A 16,339-nucleotide genomic window follows, 5' to 3' on the forward strand; every position below is an offset into this window, starting at 1 on the left:
CTTTCTAATCCACAGCAATCTCTACTGTTTTACTAAGGGTAATTCCTTGTTGTTTGCAAACATAGGCGGTAGTGAAATCGGTAACCCAACCGCCAATAAAATTCATTAATATCCCTACAAACATATAGCGAATCGCTAGGTCCATCGAATTTAGTCCTAACGTATCAATCCCTTGCGCAATCCCTAACCAAACGAACAATTCACCAGGATTAATATGAGGGAAAACTCCATTACTGGTATGACAAAATTGCGCTTGTGCAGCATAATAGCTAGGTTTATAGTATTCTGGTAAAAATCGAGCCATCGTAAAGGACATTGGATTGCCTAACATAAAAGCGGATAAAAAAGGCAACACTAAATACCGCGTAACAGGATTTTTGGCAGAAAGTTTGGCTACTTTGGTTACTCTTTCTTCTCCTAGAAAAGCAATTAAAGTATTCATAGCTACCATTAACATCAAAACAACAGGTACGATGCCTGTCATCCAAGAAATAAATGTTTCTGCTCCTGTTTGGAAAAGGTGCATAAATCCTTCCGCAAATTTTGTAATATAAGACATTACTCGACACTTCCTTTCAATTTTGTTTGTACTTTATTTTTCCATAATTGCCATTGAATTTTGGCTCCATTAAGCGGCGTTAATGGTTGTGTTTCTTGATAATTGCCAAGCTCAACACGTAAGTAAATTTCTCGTGCATTTTCCATCGCTTGTTGGGTTAATTTATTTTCTTTTTGTACGAGTGGATGGTAATGATCCATATAATGAATATCCTCGTTCACATACTGAGGTAAGGGATGAAATTTAGCTAGAACGGTGACACCTTGCATCTTTCTAGCGGCTAAGATTTTCCCTTGCGAATCCACAGCAAACAAGATAATCGTGCCTGCTTTTAACTTCCCTGCACGTCGACCAATCGCGACTTTCCCTAATTGTCGCAATTCTTGGTAGTTTTGATTAAAGTGTTTAATCTGTTTCATTCCCATAGCTATCTGAACGAAGTAAGCTGTTAAAAAAAGCGCCCCGAATACGTAGATAAAACTCATATGATAATCCCCTTCCTTTGCATCCACTCTTTAACCGCTAAAACATCTCGTTGCTTCCGTAACTCATTACGTAAACGTTCGTCTCCTGCGATTGTAAACAAGCGGTCATATAGTTGTAGTAACTCTGCTTCAACAGTGGCAGTCAGCTCTTCTGGAATACCCAACAGCAAAATAACATCAACTTTACCTTCTGGTGTAACCAGTGATTCTTCAAAAACCCCAATCGATAAAATAATCGTTGGTAAGGCTTGATTAATTGTATGGGGAAAGGCAATCCCCGATTCAAAAATAGTTGTTTGTTGATCTTCTCTAGTAAAAATTCGTTCGATAAATTGGGGATCTACTAATTTTTCTGCTTCTAAATCAGCAATCATTTTCTGGATATTCGCTCGGTAACCTTGAGTATTCTCTAATAATTGATAGGTCATATGAATATTTTGAGATTCCACGGAACGAATTTCTTTTGCTCTCTGCCACTCATTTCTGAGCCAAGTATCGTTAAATAAATTAGTTAAATGGATCATCGGTGTTTGTGGTCGAATATTTTTTAAGGGAATGGTTGTAAAAATAGCAAAATATTGATTCAATTCTCTTCTCTCTGCCTCTTCTTCAGAAAAATGGGCAATCTGGACGTCTGGACCCAAAACTTTTTCCAATTGCCGCTGAATGATCAAGGCCGTTCCATGACCTGTACTGCAGATTACAGCGATTTCTTTTTTGGCTCCCGCTTCATAGTTCCCTCTCAATGCTAGTTCAAAATACAAAGCGAGATACCCAAATTCAACCGTCGGCACACAACGATTTAACAAACGGCCCAATTCTTGCAAGCCAATCTTGGCTAATTCATAGGCCAAAGGATATTGTCGTTCAATTTCTCCGTAAAATAAATCGTGACACTCCACATGAAAAACGAGTCGATTCATCACGTTTCTTAAATGATCTTTCATTTCTGAAAACAAGAAGTCCTCATCAAATTCAACAACAACTGAATGATGAATTTTTTTCATCATTTTTTGAAAATAGTCAGCTAAGAGTCCTTCATCAGCCAATAAAGAATTACGAATATGGTTTGTGTTGATGTTAAAAGGAAAGCTGATAAAGGAACGTTCCCATTGGCTTAACGTTACATTATAGGTTATTTCCAAGTGATACATCAGTTCTTCAATCTGCTCGTTATGACGAACATAATCAACATATTCTGGTGGTAGTTCCGTAATGAGTTTTCCAGCTAAAACACGCTGCAAAACAATTGAAACCACTCTTCGTAAAAGAAAACTATCTTGTTTTGCTAGTCTTGTTTCTTTGATTATTTTTTGTATCATTTGTTTGGTAGTTTCATGAAGAAACTGTTCTTCAAAATATTCTTGGACGTAATTCACATGAAGTAAGCGTAAATCAAACTCTTTTCCTTCTAAATGAATGCCACGGTTTGGCGTACCTACAACCGCAACCTGCCAAGGAGCAATCAGCTCTTTCATGCGCTTAATGTCTTTATTAACTGTGCCGCGACTAACGGCGAGTTCTTCGGATAAATCATAAGTTGAAATAAATTGATCTTCTTCTATTAATCGTTTGATAATGTAGGAAACACGCTTGCTTGAAGAATTAAAATCAGATTCCCTTTTTAGCCGTCCAGACAAAACCTCTTCAAAACCTTCAAAGTTATTGATTTCTAACTGAAAGAGATTTTCCTTCTGAATAATTTGGGCGATACCGATTAATTCATCATTCAATGTATCAATGTTTTTACGAACTGTTTGAGGACTTGCGGCTAATTTTTCTTGCAATTCCTGTAAGCTCATTCCTTTGTGATCAACTAGTAATTTTATTACTTGGTACCATCTATTTACTAGCGTCATTTAGTTTTCCCACCTCTATCCTCTTGTTTTACCTCCAGCTACGTTTGTGGTGATGCCTGTAATATAGCTTGAACGGTCTGATAAATAATAGCATACTAAGTCAGCGACTTCATGGAGTTTTCCGCTACGACCTAATGGAATCGTACTTGTTTTTGAATAACCTGCTCGCAATTGCTCCACAGAAATGTTTCGTGTATAAGCCAATGCTTCTTCGTATGCTAAAGTGCGCAAGCCCGTTTCTTCCATAATGCCTGGCGCAATCCCCACGACACGGACGTTTGATTTTCCTAACTCTTTAGCCCATGAACGTGTATAACTGCTGACCGCTGCTTTCGTTGCAGCGTAGGCGCTTTGCCCTTCGGAGCCTTCTAATCCAGCTTCTGAAGACATATTAATAATGACACCTGCTTGTTTTTGTACAAGAATCCGGCCCACTGCTTGGCTCATTAGGTAGAGCCCTTTTTGATTGATGGCTACAATTTTGTCGAATACCTCATCCGATAATTCATAAGGCCCATGAGGATGATTTTTATCCACCAATAGACGAGGAATATTGATTCCGGCATTATTTACTAGGCCATCTACGGTTCCAAATTTTTCCACCACTTGAGCGACACCCGCTTCTACTTCTGCTCGAGAAGTTACATCGACTTTCACAAAGAGTAAATGCTCATGTTGCGTTTCTGATGCTGAAATATCAAAATTAGCGACATAGACCTCTTGCGCTAACAAGCTTTCAACAATGCTGCGACCAATACCAGATGAGCCTCCTGTAACAATCACTACTTTTCCTTTAATTCCTAACCAATCTGTCATTTGTTCCACTCCTATCATTTGTTTGCGCTTTCAGTATAGGTCAGTTTGTGAAATTATTTAAGACAGTCTTTTTTTGCAGTTTAGAAAAAAAAGTAGACTAATTCAAAACAAAAAAGCAGTTGCTTCTTCACAATCAATCATCCGTGAAGAAGCAACTGCTTCAAATTTTTATTATCCTTGCACTTTCGCGATTTTTCCTTGTTCGATGTAGACTAAACTGAGTTATAAGTAGCTATTTCCAAATATTCCAACTTTATACTGCTGTTAAAATTAATTTTGCTGTGTCGGTCGGTACATCATGTTTAGAGTTGTAGAAAGAAGTAGAAATAATTTCTCCCTCTTTTAACTCAATTGCTACATCTTGATTCCCAGGATTAAAATTTTGCGACCTAGAATTTCCTTCATTATCATTATATATATCTAAATCCCAACCCAAATTAGCAAACTGTGGATCCATTTCCATGTTTGTACTCAATTTGTATTTTCCAGCAGGTACATCTCTTCCCACTATATATTCGCCAATACCTAACTCTGTAGCTTCTGTAACTTTTTCTGGTACAGCATTTAGTTTGATTTTAGATATATTTCTAAAACTTAACACATCACCATCAAATAAAATTAATCTTACTTTTGAAGCATAATCTGCACCTGAATCAGGTGTACCCAAGACCCAATTAAAAAATAATCCGTTAATATCTTTTCTAGTTCCTGTGAAATTACCACGTCCACCAGTAACTTCTAAATCATAAATACCAGGTTTTACTGTGGCATCATTCCCCACAGTTATATCTCCCGTTACATAGATTTCATCAACCGACTGGCCATTAGCTGCTAATTTATTCATTATTTTTGGCAATGAATCTTCTGTTTTCTGCGAATCACTCGAACTGTTTGTCACTTTTATCGGTTCTTCTGAACTTTTTTTTGAACCAGTACTTTCACTATTAGATGCACATGCAGTCAAACTAATCAATAATAATAAAGATATCCCCATATACCATTTTTTACTCAACACAAAACTTCTCTCCCCTGACTTTTATTTTTGTTCAGATAATTGTGATCACTTATATGTTACTTTTTCCACTAATATAAATCAAGAACATTCTAATATATGTTAAAAATATAATTATTTCTATGAGTTAGCTTGTTTATTTTTTCTATTCAAACTAAATTAACTACAATAAAACTCATCCATACAAAAAGAAAGCTGCTATGCTAGTGCATTTAAAAGTTAAATCAAAAAAATTAATTTTTGAGTTTAACTACACCATTTAAATAGCAACTTTCTTTTTTCACTTATTATCCTTGCACTTTCGCGATTTTTCCTTGTTCGATGTAGACCATCAAAATGCTAATGTCAGCGGGGTTCACACCGCTGATACGGCTTGCTTGGGCAATCGTTTCTGGTTGGATTTTTTGTAGTTTTTGTTTTGCTTCTGTAGCCAAGCCGTTAATCGCTTGGTAATCGATGTTTTCTGGAATGCGTTTTGCTTCCATGCGTTTTAGTTTCTCAACTTTTTCCATGGCTTTTTTAATGTAGCCTTCGTACTTGATTTGAATTTCTACTTGTTCAATCACTTTCGGATCGAGTGCCTCTTCAGGTGCGGGGATAAATTGAGCGACTTCTTGATAACTGATTTCTGGGCGTTTCAGAAAATCTCTAGCTAAAATACCATCTTTTAAGCCAGCAGCGCCTTTGGTTTCCAAAAATGCTTGCACTTCTTTGGTTGGTTTAATCCGATGTTTGCCTAAGCGGGCAATTTCCGCTTCAACAGCCGCTTTTTTGACTAGATAGGCGGCATATTGTTCTTCTTTGACTAAGCCAATTTCATGACCCATTTCTGTTAAACGTAAGTCCGCATTGTCATGTCTTAAAATCAAACGATACTCCGCACGTGACGTTAATAAGCGATAAGGTTCGTTAGTGCCTTTTGTAACTAAATCGTCAATCATGACGCCAATATAGCCATCACTACGTTTTAAAACAAGAGGCTCTTTGCCTTGAATTTTCAATGCAGCATTAATTCCTGCCATCAAGCCTTGACCAGCAGCTTCTTCGTAGCCACTAGTTCCGTTCGTTTGACCTGCTGTATAAAGATTTTCAATGACCTTTGTTTCTAATGTTGGGCGTAATTGGTGAGGGACTACCACATCGTATTCAATGGCGTAACCTGTACGCATCATTTCTACTTTTTCTAATCCTTCAATAGAATGAAGCATTTCTGTTTGGACATCTTCTGGTAAAGAAGTAGATAAGCCTTGGACGTAAACTTCTTCGGTATTCAACCCTTCTGGTTCCAAGAACAATTGGTGTCTTGGTTTGTCTGCAAAACGAACAATTTTGTCCTCGATGGATGGGCAATACCGAGCGCCCACACCTTCCACAATCCCAGTAAACATTGGGGCGCGGTGTAGATTTTTTTGAATAATTTCATGCGTTGTTTCATTCGTATAAGTTAACCAACAAGGTTCTTGGTTTTGATTGTAGGCACTATCTGGCGTGCTGTAACTAAAGTGGTTGGGTTCTTTATCGCCTGGTTGTTCCTCTGTCACAGAATAATCAATCGTACTTGATTTTACTCGCGGCGGCGTTCCTGTTTTAAAGCGATCGATTTCTAAACCTAATTCTTTTAAATGATTGGCTAAACCAACGGAAGGTTGCGAATTGTTTGGTCCTGATGAATATTTTAATTCACCAATAATAATTTCGCCACGCAAGGCAGTACCGGCAGTAATCACCACTGCTTGACTACGGTATGCGGCACCTGTTGAAGTTACAACACCACGACAAACGCCATCTTCCACGATTAATTCTTCAACAATCCCTTGACGAAGGGTTAAATTTTCTTCTTTTTCAATGGTATGTTTCATTTCTGTCGCATAGGCATGTTTGTCAGCTTGCGCGCGCAACGCACGCACTGCTGGACCTTTACCAGTATTTAGCATCCGCATTTGGATGTAGGTTTTATCAATGTTTTTACCCATTTCGCCGCCTAATGCATCGATTTCTCGGACAACGACTCCTTTGGCAGGTCCACCAACAGAAGGGTTACATGGCATAAAAGCAACCATATCTAAATTAATCGTTAAAAGTAACGTTTTAACGCCCATTCGTGCGGCTGCTAAGGCTGCTTCAGAGCCAGCATGTCCAGCACCGACGACAATAACATCATATGATTCTGCTTGATATTGATTCATAAAAAATTCCTCTCTTGTCTTATTTTCCTAAACAAAATTGACTAAATAACTGTGTAATTAATTCATCTTGGACACTATCGCCGACGATTTCCCCTAAATAATCCCAACAACGGGTCATATCAATTTGAACTAAATCGACTGGCATACCTGCTTCGATGCCGTTAATCACTTCTTGTAACGAAAGCGCTGCTTGATCCAGCAAAGCAATATGACGTGTATTAGAAATATAGGTAGCATCTTTTTCGCCTGTTTGGCCGCCAAAGAAAAGATCAGCAATTTTCGCTTCTAACTGGTCTAAGCCTGTGTTTGACAACACCGAAACGGATAAAATTTCTTCTGCAGGGACTAATTCTTGTAATTCGTTAGGATCTAGTTTTGTCGGTAAGTCCATTTTATTTAAAAGAATAACGCGTTTTAAGCCTTTCGTTGCTTCCAACAGTTGACGATCTTCCTCCGTCAATTCTTCGCTTTGATTTAAGACTAACAAAATTAAATCCGAATCTGCTAACGCTTTGCGGCTACGTTCGACACCAATTCGTTCCACAATGTCTTCTGTTTCGCGAATCCCCGCTGTATCAATTAATTTTAAAGGAACGCCGCGAACGTTAACGTATTCTTCAATGACATCACGTGTCGTTCCAGCAATATCTGTAACGATAGCTTTTTCTTCTCGTAACAGATGGTTTAACAAACTGGATTTCCCGACATTTGGTCGGCCAATAATTGCTGTACTTAGACCTTCTCGCAAAATTTTCCCTTGTTTAGCGGTCGTTAATAATTGTTGAATCTGCGCTTTCACAAATTCGGCTTTTTCTAAAAGTAATTTCGTGGTTAATTCTTCGACATCATCATACTCTGGATAATCGATATTAACTTCTACTTGTGCTAAAGTATTTAAAATTTCTTGTCTTAATGAACGAATTAACGCCGACAAGTTACCATCCAATTGATTCAATGCAACATTCATCGCTTTATCTGTTTTAGCACGGATTAAGTCCATCACTGCTTCTGCTTGTGAAAGATCCATTCGGCCATTTAGAAAAGCACGTTTTGTAAATTCCCCAGGTTCTGCCATTCGTGCGCCTTCACGTAACAGTAATTGCAATAATTGGTTCACCACGACAATGCCGCCATGACAGTTAATTTCTACCACATCTTCTCGAGTAAATGTTTTCGGTGCCCGCATCACAGAAAGCATGACTTCATCAATCAATTGATCGTTTTGCGGATCAACAATATGACCATAATGAATCGTGTGCGTGGGGACTTTAGCTAAATCTTTAGTGCCTGACCGATAAACTTTGTTTGCAATAGCAACTGCTTGCTCGCCACTTAAACGAACAATACTAATCGCACCTTCACCTGGCGGCGTAGAAATCGCCGCAATTGTATCAAATTCCATTGTAGCTGATTGCATAATTAGCTTCCTTTCTTCATAACAACAAAAAAAGCGCCCACTCCTCCTGCATTAAAAAATTCAGGTTGGATTTAGCACTTTCACTGCTTGTTCCTTCGATTTTCTGAAAATAGAATAGCACATTTTATTCTATTTGGCAATTTTTCTTCATTAAAGGGAACGAGAAAACGTATCATTGAGTGGGGAATTCTCAACAATACGTTTTCTCATCTATAGGAATTAAAGGAGAGAGCTAGTTTTTACGTTTGCGTTTGATGATTCCCATGCTCGCAAGGAGTGCGACAAAGGCGCCAAACAAACTTGTTGTCACGGCTGAAGACTCTTTTTCACCTGTGCTAGGTAAGAAGCCTGTTTTCCCGTGATTTCCAGTGCCATAACTGATGGTACTTAGTTTCGGATTGTAGCCACTACCATTTGTACCGATGCCATTGCCTAGTGAACCTAAGCCAGAACCTGTTGTGCCTAAACCAGAACCTCCATTTGGATTTGAACCTGTGTTTGAACCATTCCCATTATTCCCGCCAGTTGCGCCATTGTTTCCTGTGTTGCCGCCTGTATTGCCGTTATTTCCGCCAGTGTTACCATTGCCTCCTCCAGGATTTGTTGGGTCGGCTGGCGTCATGAAGGTTGTAGCCGTACTGTAATGTCCTGCGCCATCGGTAGCTGTCGCAAGTAAACTTTGTTGAGCAGTCGCTTGTCCCGCTGTTAATTGGATAGCGAAGTTGCCTTCAGCATCGGTGGCACCTACAGCAATCACACTTCTTAATAGTCGGTTACTAATTTGAATGATTCGGTTTGGTTCAGCTGTTCCTTTGATGAGGTAGCCGGCTTTAGACGTTCCTAAAACTGAAGAAACAGTTGGTGCCGCAATTTTAATTTCTGGTTCTCCCGTAATATCGGCTGGCGTCATAAATGTGGTTTTAGGACTCACATTTCCTTGTGTATCTGTGGTTAGTGCGGTTAACGTTTCTTTTTCTGTTGCTAACCCTGCTGCAATATGAACGGAGAAGGTGCCTCCAGTAGTTGTATTGCCACTTGCCAATAATTGTTCACTGCTATTGTAAAATTGAACCGTGACATTTGGATCAGCAGTTCCAGTGACTGTATAGCCATTGGCTTTGTTTCCTTCAACCTTCGTAATAGTTGGCGCCGCTAAAACAACATCCGCTGGAATAACGGCTGTAGCTGGTTGACTTTCATTACCTGCGCCATCTTTGCTAATAATCGTAATCGTTTCTCCTGGTGTCACTACGCCAGCTGGTAGAGTCACCGTATATTGGCCGGTTTCGTTAGCAGTTGTAGCAGCAATGATGGTTCCGTCTGCGTCACGGACATCAATAGTGGTTTTTGGCTCCGCCGTTCCAGTGATTTCGTAACCTTTACTAGAATTTCCGGTAATAGAATCAATGGTTGGTGTGGCTAAGTCGGCTGGTGTAGTTGCTGTAGCCGGCTGACTTTCTTTCCCTGTTGCATTTTTCGCTACGACAGTTATTGTTTCGTTAGCTGAGGCCTTCCCTGGCTCTAAAGTCACTGTGTATTTGCCATCAGTTCCAGTAGTTTCCATGCCAAGGACTGTGCCATCGGCGTCACGCACCTCGACTGTTGTACCAACTTCTGCTGCTCCTACTACTTGATAGCCTTTTGTCGTGCTACCAGTGATTTTGTCAACAGTAGGTGTCGCGACTGGTGCATCTGGATCAGCAGGTGTTTTGAAAGCAGTCGGATTACTTTCTTTCCCAGCAGCATCTTTTGCAATGGCAGTTAAGGCTTCGTTGGCTATTGCTGTGCCCGTCGGAAGAGTGATTGTAAAGGCGCCAGCACCATCAGTCGTTCCCGTAGCAATAACTAAACCTGCTTCATTGTGAATCTCAATGGTGACATTTGGCTCTGCCGTGCCAGTTACTTGATACCCAGTAGCAGTTGTTCCTGTGACATTCGTCACAGTCGGTGCTGCCACGGTTGCATCTTCAGGGACCGTCACTTCCGTTGGTTGACTTTCATTGCCGTCACCGTCTTTTCCAACAACTGTTAATGTATCACCAGGATTAGCGGCTCCCGCTGGAAGGTCCACAGTAAAGTTTCCTTGATCATCCGTTGTCGTTGTACCAATAATTGTTCCATCTGGGTTACGTACTTCAATGGTGGTATTAGGGTCCGCCGTCCCAGTGATTTCATAACCAGTTGTTGAATCTCCAGTAATGTCACCAATTGTTGGTGTGGTAACATCAGCGGGTGTCATAGCTGTAGTTGGTTGACTCTCAAGTCCAGTATCATTTTTAGCAACTACATTCACTGTTTGTTTCGCTGTTGCTTTTCCTGAAGCTAACGTCACAGTATATTGGCCAGTCGGTCCAGTTGTTGCGGTGCCTAAAACTGTTCCGTCTGTTGCACGAACTTCAATGGTGGTGCCAAGTTCAGCGGTACCTGTCACTTGATATCCTTGTGTTGTATTCCCGGTTACTTTGTCGACACTTGGCGGTGCCACTACTTCATCTGCTGGTGTTTGGAAGGTTGTCGGTGTACTTGTATTGCCAGCAGGATCTTTGGCTAACGCTGTCAATGTTTCATTCGCATTTGCCGTCCCAGCTGGAAGGTTCACAGCAAAGGAACCAGTCCCATCGGCAGTCCCTGTTGCAATCACGTTCCCATCTGCATCACGAATTTCGATGGTAGCATTCGGATCAGCGGTGCCTGTCACCTGATAACCAGCAACTGAATTACCTGTTACTCCTGTTACAGTTGGTGCTGTAACCGTGGCATCAGAAGGAACAAGGACTTCAGTCGGTTGACTTTCATTTCCCGCGTTATCCTTTCCAATCACTGTTAACGTATCCCCAGGATTGGTCGTTCCCGTTGGTAGTGTGACAGTAAAATCACCATTCGCATCAGAGGTACCTGTACCAATGACTGCCCCAGCTGGATCACGAACTTCGATTGTTGTGTTAGGGTCTGCTGTTCCTGTAATTTCATAACCCGAACCAGAGTTACCTGTGATGTTATCAACTGTTGGTGCAGTGACATCAGCTGGTGTTGTCGCCGTTGCTGGTTGACTTTCCGTGCCACTAGCGTTTTTCGCTACAACGCTCAGCGTTTGATTTGCTGTTGCTGTTCCTGGAGCTAAAGTCACTGTATATTTTCCATCAGTTCCAGTTGTTGCAGTACCAAGGACCGTGCCAGCTGCATCGCGAACCTCAATGGTGGTGCCAACTTCAGCAGTCCCTTTGACCTCATAGCCTTTTGTTGTACTACCTGTTACAGTCTCAACAATTGGCGTCGCCACGGGCGTATTAGGATCCGCTGGCGTTTGGAACGTTGTTGGCGTACTTTCTGTACCGCTGGCGTTTTTCGCTACGGCGGTTAACGTTTCATTGGCGCCTGCTTCACCTGCGGGAACGGTAACTGTAAATGCCCCTGTCCCATCAGCGGTACCTGTACCTATTACGGTGCCTCCTACATTTCGGATCTCAACCGTGGCATTGGCATCAGCAGTTCCTTTAACCTCGTAACCTGCCGTTGAATTACCTGTCACTCCTGTGATTGTTGGTGCGGTTACGGTTGTCTCATCCGCTGGTGTTTGGAACGTTGTTGGCGTACTTTCTGTACCGCTGGCGTTTTTCGCTACGGCGGTTAACGTTTCATTGGCACCTGCTTCACCTGCGGGAATGGTAACTGTAAACGCTCCTGTCCCATCAGCGGTACCTGTGCCTATTACGGTGCCTCCTGCATTTCGGATTTCAACCGTGGCATTGGCATCGGCAGTTCCTTTAACTTCGTAACCTGCCGTTGAATTACCTGTCACTCCTGTGATTGTTGGTGCGGTTACGGTTGCTTCATCCGCTGGTGTTTGGAACGTTGTTGGCGTACTTTCTGTACCGCTGGCGTTTTTCGCTACGGCGGTTAACGTTTCATTGGCGCCTGCTTCACCTGCGGGAATGGTAACTGTAAATGCCCCTGTCCCATCAGCAGTACCTGTACCTATCACGGCACCTCCTGCATTTCGGATTTCAACCGTGGCATTGGCGTCGGCAGTTCCTTTAACTTCGTAACCTGCTGTTGAATTGCCTGTTACTCCTGTTACGGTAGGTGCGGTTACTTCACTAGTAGTACCTGCAGCAAAATAAATGTTGGATACACCGTCTGCTGTTGCTAATAAATTAACGTCTAAAAGATCTGTTTGAACGACTGTTCCTACAAAACGAGCATCTAAATTATTGGATAAATTTTGAGGTGTTGAAACGGTAGTTGGTAAAGTAACCGTGGTTGCGCCTAGTAAAGAAGCATCCACTAACTCATTTACGCCTGAACCACCAACCGCTAATAAAGGCAAAGCACCTGAAACAGCCACGTTCACCGTGCCTTTGACAGGAAGCAAGGCTGCATTTATAGCTGCGGCGACAAGATTACTTGGGATACTGGTTCCTTTTGCCTCCAAAGCTTGAACTGCCGCATTCAAATCTTGTAAGATGTTTGAAACATTTTGGGCTAAAACTAACCCTAAACCATCACTAATTGGTGCGCTAATGTATGAGCCATCAGCTGCTAACGTTTCTGGAGCTGTAAATGAAGCAGCACCTAAGTTTTCAATGTTATTCACTAATTCCAACTGACGATTCACTTCCGTCAAATCAATATCAACACCAGTTAAATTCCCTAAAGCCCCACTGGTAATTTGAGTAATGACATTGGTTAAATCATTGGCTGCATTCAAAACGGCAGTCAAAAAAGTAACTTTTGAAAGATCAATCGTAACGTTGGTATTGATTGCTGCGCTGCCTGCTGCAGCTACATTTCCTCTTAACTCAGGAGGAACCACTAACACCGCTTGTTTTTGTCCACTAAACACAGCGGAAGCATCTGCTAAAGCGCCACCAGAAACCGTGAAATTAACTGGTTGATTTTGGTTTGCGGCTGTCCAACGATTACTCGTTGAAGTGCCACTGTCATTATTTGACGTAACATTTGATAATAGTTCGATATCCAAGACCGCTGCTGATGCACTGATTGTGCCAGAGGTAACAGCTATACTTACAGGGATTGCTAATGACGTAAATAATAAACCACTTGATATTGCTAAATTAAGCATCTTGCGTTTTGTCCATTTTTTATGCTGACTTTTCCGATTAAAATCCTCAACAATTTTCTTTTTCATCTGATCGTCCCTCTTTTCTTTAAAATAAACGATAAATACCAAAATCATTAGCTTCCCCTAGTTGTTCATCTCCCCCTTTAGCGATTTAAATGGATTTAACACCTGCAGTTTAGTACATTTCCTCAGCTTTTCAAAATATAATGCTGTGAATTTTTATATAAAAATTCATTTGATAACAAGCATCCTAAATATGTTAAAAAACTCACTAATTCATTAGTGAGTTATTATACAATGAGAGGAAAATGAGGAAGTTTATACGTTTCTCCCCAATCATTAAAGATAAATAAATTATTTTATTATAACTTATCGTTTGATAAATCGATAATTAAATAACGGAAAATTTTTTTATTTTTTTGAGAAATTCCACTATTATTTTTTCTGCTTCTTTGACTGTTTTTATCAATTTTATGGCTGTAAGTCATAAAAACTTTACATCAAAAAAATGACTCTAATCTATAACAATTTTTTCTGTTTTTAAGATTTTTTTTATGAATTTTTTTATATTAAAAAAATTTCATAAAAAAAGGCGACAGCCGTTTTTGAACGAATGCCGCCTTTTAGACAAACAAAAACCTGATTCTAAAAGAATCAGGTTTAGGAAAAGCAAATCAAGATTCGCTTCAACTGTTTATCATCGTATTTGTATACTCTGATAAGAATGATTTCGTAATAAAATATACTGTGTTTCGTGGTATTTGTCAATCGCTTTCTTGAATTCTCTTGAGACCTTTCCATAGGCATATAAGGTCAAAATAACTGACCAAATCAGCGTTGTAACTATCTTTTTAATTAAGGGGTCAGCCAATTTAATTTCATTAGTTTATCTAAAAACACCACCAAAATTAAAGCATCTGCACTGCCACCAATACTCCAATTTTTTTCTTTGAATAAGTGATTCAATCTTTCTAAGCAAAGGGTTCCCCGTAACGTTTGTGTCCCCCCTAAAGCAAAATATTCCTGGATTAACGGTTGATATATTTCAAAAATTTGGACATTTTGACTTCGTTTAATCAAATTCGTATCCTCAACATAGAGCGATAAATAAAGGAGCGTATCAATGAGTTTTTGTTGTTGTGTGCCTTGATGTTTTTGATAATAAGGCACTCCCTGTTCAAAGACAGCGGGATAGCCTTGTTGCGCCTCACCACGGATTCCAGTCAAGCCATGCTGAACAAATAGTCGTTCACCCCAAGTTAGTTTTTCTAGCTCATTCGTAGCGAGGTTTTCAAAGTCGGCCAGTAAGTCTTGCGTCATTGTTTGAAGCGTTTGTTGAAACAATTGTAAGGTGCAAGGGGTCTCCCAAATCATTAGACGACCACAGATAGCTAAAAAAATACCTAGAGAAAAAATCGCTCCTTTATGTGTGTTGATCCCTTCTGTTGCCTCAAACATCGCTCGTTCTGCTTCTAAACCAACTTGTCGAATCGCGCGAAATGTTGCCTCAATCGGCAAATGACGTAGCTCTGTCCCAGCTTGAACGAAGGCTTCAAAATAAGGAGTCAAAACTACACTACTTTCTAAAAAAGTGAAAACATCCATATCTTGATGGGCGCCTGCATCGACTGGATCCACCAAGCCTGGTTTATTTAAACAGGTCACTTCATAGAGTAGTGCCAATTGTGCTTGCTGCGCTAATTTACTCCTTGCTTGCTTTGTCATTGCCTTTTACGTCCCTTCTTCTGTGCCGTGGTCTTTTCTTGTTTTATATAGTCTAGTACAGCATTAAAAACCGTGTCAACTACGCCGCCATCAAATACATTAGGTATGAATTTTTCTGCTGTGGGTTCTGAAATCATAGCGGCCAAGCTTCGTGCTACTGTCATTTGCAAACCGACATCGACTTTTCTGCCTTTCGCTGCCAATAACCCTTTAAAAAGACCTGGAAAAGCTAAAATGTTGTTCACTTGATTCGGATATTTGGAAGAACCAGTTGCTAATAAACGGACGCCATTGGCTTGGGCGAGGGCTGGTTCAATTTCTGGTTTAGGATTTGCTAAAGCAAAGATAATTGGGTCTTGGTTCATTGATTTAATCAGGGCTGGCGTTAGCACATCCGCTTCTGATAAGCCTAAAAAAACGTCCTGATTGACGACAGCGGTGGCTAAATCTTTGTTTTCTACTGATGGTTTTATTACCTGTCGAAGCAAAGCACGTTGGTAAGGATTCAATGTCGGGTCTTCTTCTCTTAAAACACCTTGGCGATCTACTAAGGTAAGATGCGTAATTCCCGCTTGAATACATAACTTAGCGGTCGCTACACCAGAAGCACCAACTCCGTTAATCACCACACGCAATTGATTTAAAGGTTTTCCTTTAATTTTGGCTGCGTTGATTAGCCCAGCTAAAACGACAATGGCTGTGCCTTCTTGGTCATCATGATACACAGGAATGTTCAAACGTTGTTGAAGTTTTTCTTCAATTTCAAAACATTTTGGTGCAGAAATATCTTCTAAATGGATTCCTGCAAAACTATTTTGTAAATTTTCAATTGTTTGAACCATCTCGTCAACTGATTTTTGTTCCAGTGCTAAAGGAATAGCATCGACCCCCGCCAAATTTTTATAAAGTAAAGCTTTGCCTTCAACAATTGGCAAGCCCGCTTGCGTGCCCATATTGCCGAGACCCAGAACAGCTGACCCATCTGTAATAACCGCAATTAACTTACCACTAATGGTCCACTCGCGCGCTAATTCATGATTTTGGGCAATCATTAAACTCAATTCTGCGACACCAGGTGTATACATTTTGGCTAAATCATGATGGTTTAATACCGCTTCTGTTGCTTCAAGACTTAGCACACCAATATTTTTTTGATGAATTGCTAGAACTTCTTCTAACACATTGTCACTTCCTTTC

The 16,339-nt window shown here is 40.5% G+C and carries 10 protein-coding genes; all 10 read right to left on the reverse strand.

The annotated features are described in order from the left end of the window. Nucleotides 1–4: 4 nt before the first annotated feature. The 10 genes from srlA to IGM09_RS13095 all read right to left on the reverse strand — a co-directional run bounded on the left by srlA (nt 5) and on the right by IGM09_RS13095 (nt 16,323). The gene (gene srlA, locus IGM09_RS13050; protein ID WP_002355983.1) at nt 5–559 is read right to left on the reverse strand and encodes a PTS glucitol/sorbitol transporter subunit IIC; all 555 of its coding nucleotides are present in this window, start codon (nt 557–559) and stop codon (nt 5–7) included. Next, nucleotides 559–1,044 (reverse strand): transcriptional regulator GutM, encoded by a 486-nt coding sequence (locus IGM09_RS13055; protein WP_002355985.1) that lies wholly within the window; start codon nt 1,042–1,044, stop codon nt 559–561. The genes srlA and IGM09_RS13055 overlap by 1 nt, the downstream gene beginning before the upstream one ends. Continuing rightward, the gene (locus IGM09_RS13060) at nt 1,041–2,903 is read right to left on the reverse strand and encodes a BglG family transcription antiterminator (protein ID WP_002367533.1); all 1,863 of its coding nucleotides are present in this window, start codon (nt 2,901–2,903) and stop codon (nt 1,041–1,043) included. The genes IGM09_RS13055 and IGM09_RS13060 overlap by 4 nt, the downstream gene beginning before the upstream one ends. Before the next feature lie 15 nt (nt 2,904–2,918). After that, nucleotides 2,919–3,719, reverse strand: a complete 801-nt coding sequence (locus IGM09_RS13065; protein WP_002355987.1) for an SDR family oxidoreductase — start codon at nt 3,717–3,719, stop codon at nt 2,919–2,921. A 253-nt stretch (nt 3,720–3,972) separates the two neighbouring features. After that, the gene (locus tag IGM09_RS13070) at nt 3,973–4,713 is read right to left on the reverse strand and encodes a hypothetical protein (protein ID WP_002386435.1); all 741 of its coding nucleotides are present in this window, start codon (nt 4,711–4,713) and stop codon (nt 3,973–3,975) included. A 305-nt stretch (nt 4,714–5,018) separates the two neighbouring features. Beyond that, the gene (gene mnmG, locus IGM09_RS13075; protein WP_002355988.1) at nt 5,019–6,917 is read right to left on the reverse strand and encodes a tRNA uridine-5-carboxymethylaminomethyl(34) synthesis enzyme MnmG; all 1,899 of its coding nucleotides are present in this window, start codon (nt 6,915–6,917) and stop codon (nt 5,019–5,021) included. Between the two features lie 19 nt (nt 6,918–6,936). After that, nucleotides 6,937–8,334 (reverse strand): tRNA uridine-5-carboxymethylaminomethyl(34) synthesis GTPase MnmE, encoded by a 1,398-nt coding sequence (gene mnmE, locus IGM09_RS13080; protein ID WP_002355989.1) that lies wholly within the window; start codon nt 8,332–8,334, stop codon nt 6,937–6,939. A 232-nt stretch (nt 8,335–8,566) separates the two neighbouring features. Next, nucleotides 8,567–13,531, reverse strand: coding sequence for an Ig-like domain-containing protein (locus tag IGM09_RS13085; RefSeq protein WP_113826127.1), 4,965 nt, complete (start codon nt 13,529–13,531; stop codon nt 8,567–8,569). 741 nt (nt 13,532–14,272) lie between these two features. Then, on the reverse strand, nt 14,273–15,142 hold the full coding sequence (gene citG, locus IGM09_RS13090; protein WP_033625231.1) for a triphosphoribosyl-dephospho-CoA synthase CitG: 870 nt from the start codon (nt 15,140–15,142) through the stop codon (nt 14,273–14,275). Continuing rightward, the gene (locus tag IGM09_RS13095) at nt 15,139–16,323 is read right to left on the reverse strand and encodes an NAD(P)-dependent malic enzyme (protein ID WP_010707911.1); all 1,185 of its coding nucleotides are present in this window, start codon (nt 16,321–16,323) and stop codon (nt 15,139–15,141) included. Before IGM09_RS13095 ends, citG begins: the two co-directional genes overlap by 4 nt. Between the last annotated feature and the right edge of the window lie 16 nt (nt 16,324–16,339).

Origin of the sequence: Enterococcus sp. DIV0167 (assembly GCF_050541555.1) — a bacterium.
In the GTDB taxonomy this organism is placed as follows: domain Bacteria; phylum Bacillota; class Bacilli; order Lactobacillales; family Enterococcaceae; genus Enterococcus; species Enterococcus faecalis.

What these genes read in the sequence shown, in the direction of transcription:
- srlA (WP_002355983.1), bottom strand. Translation starts at nt 559, where the DNA reads ATGTCTTATATTACAAAATTTGCGGAAGGATTTATGCACCTTTTCCAA.
- IGM09_RS13055 (WP_002355985.1), bottom strand. Translation starts at nt 1,044, where the DNA reads ATGAGTTTTATCTACGTATTCGGGGCGCTTTTTTTAACAGCTTACTTC.
- IGM09_RS13060 (WP_002367533.1), bottom strand. Translation starts at nt 2,903, where the DNA reads ATGACGCTAGTAAATAGATGGTACCAAGTAATAAAATTACTAGTTGAT.
- IGM09_RS13065 (WP_002355987.1), bottom strand. Translation starts at nt 3,719, where the DNA reads ATGACAGATTGGTTAGGAATTAAAGGAAAAGTAGTGATTGTTACAGGA.
- IGM09_RS13070 (WP_002386435.1), bottom strand. Translation starts at nt 4,713, where the DNA reads ATGGGGATATCTTTATTATTATTGATTAGTTTGACTGCATGTGCATCT.
- mnmG (WP_002355988.1), bottom strand. Translation starts at nt 6,917, where the DNA reads ATGAATCAATATCAAGCAGAATCATATGATGTTATTGTCGTCGGTGCT.
- mnmE (WP_002355989.1), bottom strand. Translation starts at nt 8,334, where the DNA reads ATGCAATCAGCTACAATGGAATTTGATACAATTGCGGCGATTTCTACG.
- IGM09_RS13085 (WP_113826127.1), bottom strand. Translation starts at nt 13,531, where the DNA reads ATGATTTTGGTATTTATCGTTTATTTTAAAGAAAAGAGGGACGATCAG.
- citG (WP_033625231.1), bottom strand. Translation starts at nt 15,142, where the DNA reads ATGACAAAGCAAGCAAGGAGTAAATTAGCGCAGCAAGCACAATTGGCA.